General features: G+C 44.3%; 6 protein-coding genes and 1 pseudogene. 1 reads left to right on the top strand and 6 read right to left on the bottom strand.

Annotated elements, in window-relative coordinates; genetic code table 11:
• Nucleotides 1–59: 59 nt before the first annotated feature.
• Entirely contained in the window at nt 60–2,105 is a 2,046-nt protein-coding gene (metG, locus tag HMPREF2955_RS01125) for a methionine--tRNA ligase (protein ID WP_070720126.1), read from the bottom strand.
• A gap of 533 nt (nt 2,106–2,638) precedes the next feature.
• Between metG and HMPREF2955_RS01120 the strand changes: the two genes are divergently transcribed.
• A complete protein-coding gene (locus HMPREF2955_RS01120) occupies nt 2,639–2,947 on the top strand; it encodes a hypothetical protein (protein WP_246830028.1) in 309 nt (102 codons plus the stop codon).
• A 179-nt stretch (nt 2,948–3,126) separates the two neighbouring features.
• Here HMPREF2955_RS01120 and HMPREF2955_RS01115 read toward each other — a convergent pair whose 3' ends face one another.
• The 5 genes and pseudogenes from HMPREF2955_RS01115 to HMPREF2955_RS16080 form a co-directional block, all read right to left on the bottom strand.
• Nucleotides 3,127–3,750, bottom strand: a complete 624-nt coding sequence (locus HMPREF2955_RS01115) for a hypothetical protein (RefSeq protein ID WP_070720121.1) — start codon at nt 3,748–3,750, stop codon at nt 3,127–3,129.
• A 254-nt stretch (nt 3,751–4,004) separates the two neighbouring features.
• Entirely contained in the window at nt 4,005–4,892 is an 888-nt protein-coding gene (locus HMPREF2955_RS01110; protein ID WP_070720119.1) for a hypothetical protein, read from the bottom strand.
• A 419-nt stretch (nt 4,893–5,311) separates the two neighbouring features.
• A complete protein-coding gene (locus tag HMPREF2955_RS01105; protein WP_246830027.1) occupies nt 5,312–6,697 on the bottom strand; it encodes a type I restriction enzyme endonuclease domain-containing protein in 1,386 nt (461 codons plus the stop codon).
• Between the two features lie 182 nt (nt 6,698–6,879).
• Nucleotides 6,880–8,700, bottom strand: a pseudogene (locus HMPREF2955_RS01100) (type I restriction endonuclease subunit R); the annotation flags it as partial.
• Nucleotides 8,701–8,882: 182 nt separating this feature from the next.
• Nucleotides 8,883–9,522, bottom strand: a 640-nt coding sequence (locus HMPREF2955_RS16080; protein ID WP_210401254.1) for a hypothetical protein, incomplete at its 5' end; no start/stop codon positions are given.

Raw genomic sequence — 9,522 nt, 5'->3', positions numbered from 1 at the left:
CCCCTTGGAGAGGGGTTGGGGGTGAGGCCGGTAGTTGGTCAGCTGTGGGGTGAGGTTGGTTATCCCACTTGACTTCCTGCCTTCACTTCTTTCATCAGCGACAGCAGGCTCAGCCCGCCGTCGTAGTTCTCGGCAGAGAGAATCATGCCTTGACTTTCGATGCCCATTAGTTGTCGGGGAGCCAAGTTGGCGATGAACACCACATCGCGACCCACCAATTCTTCGGGTTCGTAGAACTTAGCGATACCGCTAACGATGGTGCGCGGCGTGCCGCTGCCGTCGTCGAGCGTGAATTTAAGCAGCTTGTTAGCCTTCTTCACCTTCTCGCAGGCAAGTATGCGGCCCACTCTGAGGTCTAATTTTTCAAAGTCGGCGAAGTCCACCGTGGGCTTAATCTCCTTGGCCTTATAGGTTTCGGCCTCGTTAGCCTTTTTGGTATCGGCCAGCTTTTTCAGTTGAGCCTCGATGGCATCGTCCTCTATTTTCTCGAACAACAGTTCGGGTTCGGCCAACTGATGCCCAGGCTTTAATATCACAGTGTTGCCAAGTGCATTCCAGTCTACCCCCTCCATATTAAGCATACTGCGCAACTTCGCACTGCTAAAAGGCAAGAAGGGTTCGAAGGCGATGGCCAAGTTGGCCACCAATTGCAGCGAGATATAAAGGATGGTTTCAACCCTTTTGGGGTCGGTCTTCCACACCTTCCACGGCTCGCACTCGGTGATGTACCTGTTGCCGATGCGTGCCAGCATCATGGCCTCTTTCTGTGCATCGCGGAATTTATACGTATCGAGCAAGCCTTCCACCTTCTCCTTCACGTCTTTAAACTCGTCTAAGGCCTGTTTGTCCACCTCGTTCAGTTCGCCGCAGGCAGGAACACGACCGCCGAAATACTTCTTTGTAAGCTGCAAAGCCCTGTTAACGAAGTTGCCATACACGGCCACAAGCTCGTTGTTGTTGCGTTCTTGGAAGTCTTTCCACGTAAAGTTGTTGTCTTTTGTTTCGGGCGCGTTGGCCGTAAGCACGTATCTCAGCACGTCTTGCTTGCCAGGGAAATCTTCCAAGTACTCGTGCAGCCACACGGCCCAGTTCTTCGAAGTGGATATCTTTTCGTCTTCCAAATTAAGAAACTCGTTCGCAGGAACGTTTTCGGGCAGGATATAGCCGCCGTGCGCTTTAAGCATCACGGGGAACACGATGCAGTGGAACACGATGTTGTCTTTGCCGATGAAGTGCACCAAACGTGTTTCGGGGTCTTTCCACCACTTCTCCCACGTGTCGGGCAACAACTCTTTGGTGTTCGATATGTAACCGATGGGCGCATCAAACCACACGTAGAGCACTTTGCCCTCTGCTCCTTCGATGGGAACGGGAATGCCCCAATCCAAGTCGCGCGTCATGGCTCGTGGTTGCAAGTCTAAGTCCAACCAACTTTTGCACTGTCCATACACATTGGGCCGCCATTCCTTATGCCCTTCCAAAATCCATTCTTTCAGCCAGTCTTGGTACTGGTCTAGCGGCAGATACCAGTTCTTGGTTTTCTTCAACACGGGTTGCGAACCGCTGATGGTAGAGCGTGGGTGCAGCAGCTCGGTAGGCGAAAGGTCGCGCCCGCACTTCTCGCATTGGTCGCCATACGCCCCCTCGTTATGGCAGTGGGGGCATTCGCCCATGATATAGCGGTCGGCCAGAAACTGATGCGCCTCCTCGTCATAATACTGTTCGGTTTCTTTTTCCAGCAGTTTGCCGTCTTCGTATAGTTTCTTAAAGAAGTCGCTTGCCAACTGATGGTGTGTGGGCGAGGTCGTTCTGCTGTAGATGTCGAACGAAATGCCGAAGTCTTCGAAACTCTTTTTTATCATGGCGTGGAACCTGTCTACCACGTCTTGCGGACTAACGCCCTCTTTTCTTGCCCTGATTGTGATGGGCACGCCGTGTTCGTCGCTACCTCCGATAAACACCACGTCCTCGTTTTTCAGTCGCATATATCGCGCGTAGATGTCGGCAGGCACGTAAACGCCGGCCAAGTGTCCGATATGCACGCCGCCGTTGGCGTAAGGCAAGGCAGCTGTGATGGTGGTTCGTTTGTATTGTTTCTGTTCCATTGTACTATATATAATAATGTGTACTTGCCCGTTTCCTCCCTCCATGTTTGTGTAACATTGGGTTAAGGCACTGCAAAAGTACAAAAAAAATGCGGCATGTATTTATTTTGGGGTGCGAAACTTAGGTTTATCACATCGGGATAAACTTCTTCGTCACTGATATTTGCATTTCATTGTCAGACAACAATCTGCGGTTTTGCAAAGCTAAGCAACTTTTTCATCGGGCCAAATGGTCGGCTATTTATTGCTTAACCCACATGGCTGCGGGGGAGATGCGCCCCATTCGTGACAACAACGGCCTAGGCATAACCCCCTCAAAGATACCTCCTTCTTCGCATAGATGGGCGCAATGCGTTGCGAGCCACTTGTTTTTTACGGCACCCGAATACAGAATTTATCAACACCCAACATCTTTTATCATACGCAAGCGGTGTCTTGTAGCCAAATAATCGTACATTTGCAGGTGCGCTATGTGTAACAGAAGTCGCAGATGTAGGTTGGAAAAAGAATGTTCAAAAACGAGAATGGAGCGTATGAAAAAGATACTGTTTAAGGTGTTGTCCGTAATAAGCCCGCTGCTTATTCTGGCACTTTTAGGTGTGATGCAAGGGGCCTGGTTCGATGCAGAGAAATATGTAGAGCTGGAAGATGCAGAACTTCATCATCCCACGGCCATTCAATACACATTGTATTATCTGGTCAGTGCCGTCTTATTTGCACTTTCTTGGTTGTTGTTGAATCATCAATACAAGAAAAGTTCGGCTTTTTCTGGCCGAGTGCTTTACGGTTTCCTTTTGGCCTTAGACATCGCCATCATCTTGATATGCGCCACTGCTCTTTAAACCCCAGTCGGTTCGTTACGCAGCTTGTCAACTATTTTAAGTCGTTTTCTTCGCCTTCTGCTCATCTTTCGTTTGCTTGACGGCATCTTAACTTTTCTCTTTCTCATCTTTTCGGCTGCATCGGTATAAATGCCATATAGCTCCCTACCGCCCAACTTGTCTGCGTGTTGCCTTCCATTCTATTGGATGAAACGGTTTCTGTTAGAGAAAAACTCAGTTAGTTTCGCACCGTTCTTTTTCTGCCGATGCCACCGGCGATAGTCTGCAATAAACAGTGCTATTGTTAAGTAAAACAGGATTCCAACCGCCGCCCCTAAGGTATCAAGACAAGGACGCGTGAACGAAACGACAACAGGACTAGCTATTGTTTCGCCATTAATAATTAGTCCTTCCGTGTAAACAATCCTATCGTCATTAAACGCATTGTCTTCGTCTTCTTCTTGGTCTTGCTTTTGAGAAAGATAAAAGGTTATGGTGTCTCCGAAATGAATGTGGCGCCTGTCTACCTTAAATGTCGGTGGAAACAAAAGAAAAATCCTTGAAAGCGTTTCGTAGTATTGCGAATAAGCGTGCAAACTGTCGTCCTCCAATACAAAGGTCGTTTTCCAACCAGACCCTGTGTTAGTGGTGTGTACCCAATTTACCACGCCAGACTTAGTGGGAAGATTTCGGTTTACCGACGTAAAGCCAGTATGATAATATGCCAACATACTCGGAATAAGCATTACGAGTACGATAATTCGAAAGGGTATGCCGCAACACGTGAATGAAGAGCCTACTTTAAATTTATGCTTTAATTTCATAGATTTCCATTTTGTTTGTGGTTCTGCTTTAATGATTATAAGCCTGCCTTATTTATTTTGAAGACCATTTCATCAGTTGCGTTTATGTTGCGCACGCTAAATTTACAATAGATAAACCTTGCCTGTCTGTTTTTGTGGTTTCTCTGGATGGGGCGTCCTGGCCTTTTTGTTGTTTCTTCTTGCACCTCATTCCTTTCTACTACCATTGGTGCAAGCCGCATAAAATTCTACTGGTACCCATGCCTTTATTATTTCTAAACTAGTTCTATCTTACAAACCACGTCTGCCGAAACAGGCGAAACATACTCGGACATGACCCACTCTATCGAGACAGGCCAGCCATGCGAGGCATCTCTAGTAACGGTACACATGAACTGCACCCGATATTTTCCCATTTGTTTCTTCAAGAAAGGAAACAGACTAAGAAACTTAGCCTCCATCTTGTGGGCATTAGATTCGGCAGTTTTGTTCTTAAAAACCTGTAAGGTCGTCGGGGCGTAAGGGTCGTGTACCATCTCATTGCGAATGATATTCAAGTCGATACCCATTGTGGGAATCAGGATGGATGTTGTTCTCCATCCCCAGCATTCTCTATTGCCTGTTGCTTTCTCAAACGAAAACAGCCCCATCCCCAAGGCCTTATACAGCGTGGCCTTGTTCAGTTGTTTTGCAAAGTGTGCCGCTCCCATGCCATATACCTCGTCGCCATCGTGCATAATCTTCGCCATCCCGTTCGAGTTTGGGTTAATGCGGCTCTTTATGTCCTGCCATTTGTCGTATAACTCGTCATATTTCAGCACGCTTTTTATGCGTCCGTAGCGGTCTATGGCCAGTGTCAAGTGCGCTTGTATGTCGTTCACTTGGTTCATCAGCTGCAAGTATTCCTCCGGCATGTCCGTCAAACCATAATTGTTTTCTCGCCTGGTTATGTGCACATCCATGATGTTGCGACCTTCGGAAATGTGCAGAAAGTCGATGGTAACGTTCATATCCGACGAGCATTCAATCAGCCGCCTGTCTTCAGCGATGTATTTTGTTTCTATGTTAACATGATATTCCCTTACCTTCTTGTCCATTACGATATCAAGAGCCCCTCGCGCATCTTTCAATTCGCCAGGCTCATTTGGTTTAGATTTCTCCATAGTCAGTTAGTTAATTAATAATCGTATCAGGATTTCCCGATAGATTGTTGTTGTCTGATTCGGTATTTGTTCCTTTGTTTACTTTTGCAGTTCCTTTTCTCGTCTTGTTTCAACAGCCTTGTCTTTACCTTGTTGGAGAAAAGAGAAAGTGCGAGAACCAACTCTTTGCATCTCCTTTTGGTTGTTTTCAATTCTGCCTGTCTTATTCTTGAAGGCGTAGCGGACTACGTCAAGAGAATAAGCCAAGCAAGGTGCCGACAAGCAAACGAAAGATGGATAGGAGACAACGCAAACAACTTAAAATATTTGATAAGCGGTACAATGGCAGATTTGGGTTTAATACATCCCACAAGAATTGTTTTATTGTCACCAAAGAAGTCTTAAAGGCCTTCTGTTAAAATCCTTTCTCCTTGTATCATTCAAAGTGGGTCTGCCGCCATCATAGACCCATCTTCCTCTTCGAAATGAGGATACATTTTAACTTGTTGATTAACTCTTGAGTTGTTAACGGAATTATCTTCCGACTCATATTTCTTGAAATTCTCGGCCTGCTCAAAGATTTCTTTAAAGACTTCATCTTGAGGCACAGGCGGATATCCATGCTCTGCAAGAATGAGAATCAAGTCCATTTGCAGTTCGGCCTTAATATCCGAACGATTAGCCCAATCGGTATATTTCGATTTGTCGTCCACCATCTTTTTCACGGCAGCAGCCAACGCAAGTAACTTGTCTTCTGGATATTCAAAGCCAAACTTATGGGCAATACATTTCAGAATGTCGTAGAAAGCCTTTTCCTCGTATGTTATTCCCAAGTCTTTAAACGACTTCTTTTCCTTGTTCACTTCTTTCAATAGCTCGGCCATTTGACTAGCCACCTCGTCAAGCACCTCTTGGGCAAACACGGCATTGTCACTTCTGTCATTATATCTGTTTACCAGCTCATTCAGCCGCTTTGTAAAGTCTACGCCCTTCATCTTGTTTACTTTCTTAAATTCAGTAATGACCGTACGTAGCAACTTCTCCATTAGTTTCACCTTCATATTGGGCAACTGTAGTTTTTCAAGCCTCGCCATGTATTCCTCACTCAATAAGTCTAGGTCTTTAGTGTCAGCATTTACCTGTGCCACTTCTTCTACACCTTCCGACTGCAACGCTTCACGGAGCATTTGGCTTACCCTATTGTTCATCTGCGTTACATCAGGGGCATCTCCTTTCGTTAGTTTATAAACAATCGAGCGTACGCCTGTGAAGAAATGAATGTCTTCGCGCTCTTCTTGATTAATTTCATCGTGGCTTGAACAGAGATTAAATGCAGATTTCAATTTCCTCACGTGTCCCATGAAGAGCGTCTGTGTCTTTTCGGTACGCTGTACAAACTCTGCGGCGCGCTTTAGGCAATCAAGTTGTTGTAAAGGTGTGCCTATGGTGAACGTTGAATAGTCAAACTCGGCAAACATTCTGCGCAGAATGTCCAGTTCGTCCTTTACCATCGTTAGCGATTCTTCGATGGTTTCCACATTACTATCCATGTTGCCCCCACCAGCATACTGTTTCAAAGCATTATTCATACTGGTTTTAATGCCGATATAGTCTACAACCAACCCCTTGTCCTTGCCTTCATACACGCGGTTTACACGAGAAATGGTTTGAATGAGTGTATGCTTTTGCAAAGGCTTGTCGATATACATTGTGTCGAGACAAGGCACGTCAAAGCCAGTAATCCACATGTCCACCACGATGGCAATCTTAAATTCCGATTCAGGGTCTTTAAAAGGTTCTTCCGTTAAATGGATAGATTTGTACAATAATTAACTTTTACGGGTAAACAGATTCGCCACCTAATAAGGCAACAACAGAAAATATAACTAACTAAAAATGAGGATAGTAGAAATGGCGAGAAATGATATTAAAAATTCATCCTTACTAAAAACAAAATTCCTCATCTACGCATTTAACGGAAGAACCCTTTAAAAGCCAGGTCTAGTTTCTTTCTGTCATCATCACTGCCCAGCAGATTATAAAGCGTTTCTTCATCATCTTTCGAACGGGTCATCACCATCTTGATGCGTTCTGTCTCCCACGTTGGTCGCAGCGAAACAATATGCTTGTAAAGGTTGTAGGCTATCTGGCGATTAGCGCATACAAACATCGCTTTTCCGCATACGGTGCTACCTTCCTCTATGCGTTTCTCATAATGGTCGATAAAGTCTTTGGCCACGGCAGCCAAACGCTTTGAGTCGCCAATGATTTTATCCATCTGTGCCACAGCTTTCTTGCTCTCTTCAATCTGATATTCATTGGCACCTTCCTCAGCACATTGCTTATAGTAGTTCTCAATCTCTTGCAATTGGTTATGGTCGGCAAACACCTTGGCAGCACGGCCCTCGTATACAATGCGGCGAGTGATGCCGTCAATCACCGACTCTGTCATTGTGTAGGTATCCACCACATTGCCAAACACGTCTATCGTAGCATCGATAGGTGTTCCTGTAAATCCAACATACGTGGCATTGGGTAGCGAGTCGTGCAGATACTTTGCAAAACCATAACTGCGTTTCACACCTTTGTCTGTAATCGAAATGTTTTGAGAGATATTTGTTTGCGAGCGATGTGCCTCATCCGAGATGCAGATGATGTTGGCACGGTCAGATAGTAAGTTGATGTCTTCAGAAAATTTATGGATAGTGGTTAGGAAAACGCCACCGCTCTTTCTTCCTCTTAACAGTTCGCCCAGCTCCTTGCGTGTTTCCACATTGATAATTGTCTCATCACCAACAAATAGTTTGGCATTTACAAACTGTGCAGCCAATTGGTCGTCCAGATCGGTGCGGTCGGTAATCAATACAATTGTGGGCGAGGCCAAGTGGCGGCTTCGCATCAACATTCTCGTCAAGAACAACATCGTCATACTTTTTCCGCATCCCGTAGCCCCAAAGTACGTTCCACCCTTTCCGTCGCCCTTGATATTGATGTGCGAGTGTCCTAAAATGTTCTCGTAAAGCAAATGCGTTGCAAAAAACTGCGGATAACGGCAAACAATCTTTTGTTCTCCTTTTGAATTGTCGGGGAAGAACACAAAGTCTTTCATTACGCTCAACAGACGCTCCCGTCTAAACAATCCTTCCACCATCGTGTGCAGCGAGCCAATGCCGTCATCCGATTTGTCCGTACTCTCCACCTTGCGCCAAGCATAGAAAAAATCGTAAGGCGTAAACAGCGTGCCATACTTATTGTTAACGCCATCGCTAATAACCACGAAAGCGTTATAGCGGAATAAGTTGGGGATGTCTCTGCGATAACGTACCGTCAGTTGCGTAAAGGCATTCATAATGGTTGTGTCCTCCTTCACCGCACTCTTAAATTCCATCGCCACCACGGGCAAACCATTTACATAGACTATTCCATCAGGAATGCGTTTCTCCTGACCCACTATCTCCAGTTGATTTACAATTTTGAAGATGTTGCGGTCGGTATGTTCAAAGTCAATCACTTCAACAAACAAGTCTGGCTTTGATGCATCCTCACGTTTAATGGCAAAGCCTTCCGTCATCAGTCTATATATTTGTGCATTCTGCGCATAAAGCGAATCCCCATTGTCTGCTTTCAGTCTAGCTATTATACGTTCCGCCTCTAATGCAGTTATGCCTTCTTCGGCATAACGTTCCATCAAAAATAGTCGTAGGTCGTCCAACAGCAGAACCTCAGACAACTCTTTATGAATTGTCTCACCATTCTTATACACATATCCCTGCTGCTCCAGCAGTTCCATGATGGCCATTTCTAATGCGTGTTCGTTGAAGTGTGACATAAGTATTATCTATTAATCATTTTTTTTAAGCAATCACTTTAAACCCAATTGCTTTTTCTAAAAACCAACTATAAGCTTTGGACCAAGATGCTCATTTGTGTAGATTTCGTGAAATCATTTGCCTCATGAGGCCACGCAGATCTCAGATCAATTATTCTTGTCATTATGTATAACTTGTCCATCTATTTATTATTATCTTGAAACATGTTTGCTAAAATTTGGTATTCAGTTTTTTGGAACAGATCAACGTTTCCAGACGTTCCCAACTTGATAATGTCGTTGCACTTCTTTAAGCGCGAAAGCATTGGAAGAATAATAGTTATACCACGATTAATAAAATCATTTAACTCTTTTTCCGAAGAAGGTATTTTATAGCCATCAGGACTACTAGAAATAATCACTCCGCTATCTCTAAGTTTTGCTATGATTTTTGCCCGAAATACATGAATAGTCATCTTGTCAAACCCTAAATAGCAGAGTTGGTTTATTAACTCCTTTGTTGGAATATACTTGCGTGGAGACCTGTTCATAAAACGGAACAACAAATACTCAAGAACTGCAATCTTTTGCTTTTCTTCTACATTATCAGAACCTTTATGAGTTTCGATATAAAATTTAGCTTTCCGATAACAAATGTCTGCAATTTGAGCATTATATAGAGGATCTAAATCATCATGTTGAATATCAAAGTTCGCAAAGGTTTGCGGAAACTCCTTAATCATAAGAATTTTAGACGACAATATTGATTTATAATTATTACCATTTGCCCTTTTCTTCTTATGCTCATCATAATTAGGGATATTCAGTAAATATCTAACTAAT

The organism is Prevotella sp. HMSC073D09, from assembly GCF_001814145.1.
Taxonomy (GTDB): domain Bacteria; phylum Bacteroidota; class Bacteroidia; order Bacteroidales; family Bacteroidaceae; genus Prevotella; species Prevotella conceptionensis.
The sequence above is the reverse complement of the archived record's forward strand: the minus strand, read 5'-3'. Positions and strand labels throughout refer to the sequence as shown.

Bases quoted from the DNA above. Each gene is read 5' to 3' on its own strand.
- metG (WP_070720126.1), bottom strand. From the start codon at position 2,105: ATGGAACAGAAACAATACAAACGAACCACCATCACAGCTGCCTTGCCT.
- HMPREF2955_RS01110 (WP_070720119.1), bottom strand. From the start codon at position 4,892: ATGGAGAAATCTAAACCAAATGAGCCTGGCGAATTGAAAGATGCGCGA.
- HMPREF2955_RS01115 (WP_070720121.1), bottom strand. From the start codon at position 3,750: ATGAAATTAAAGCATAAATTTAAAGTAGGCTCTTCATTCACGTGTTGC.
- HMPREF2955_RS01120 (WP_246830028.1), top strand. From the start codon at position 2,639: ATGAAAAAGATACTGTTTAAGGTGTTGTCCGTAATAAGCCCGCTGCTT.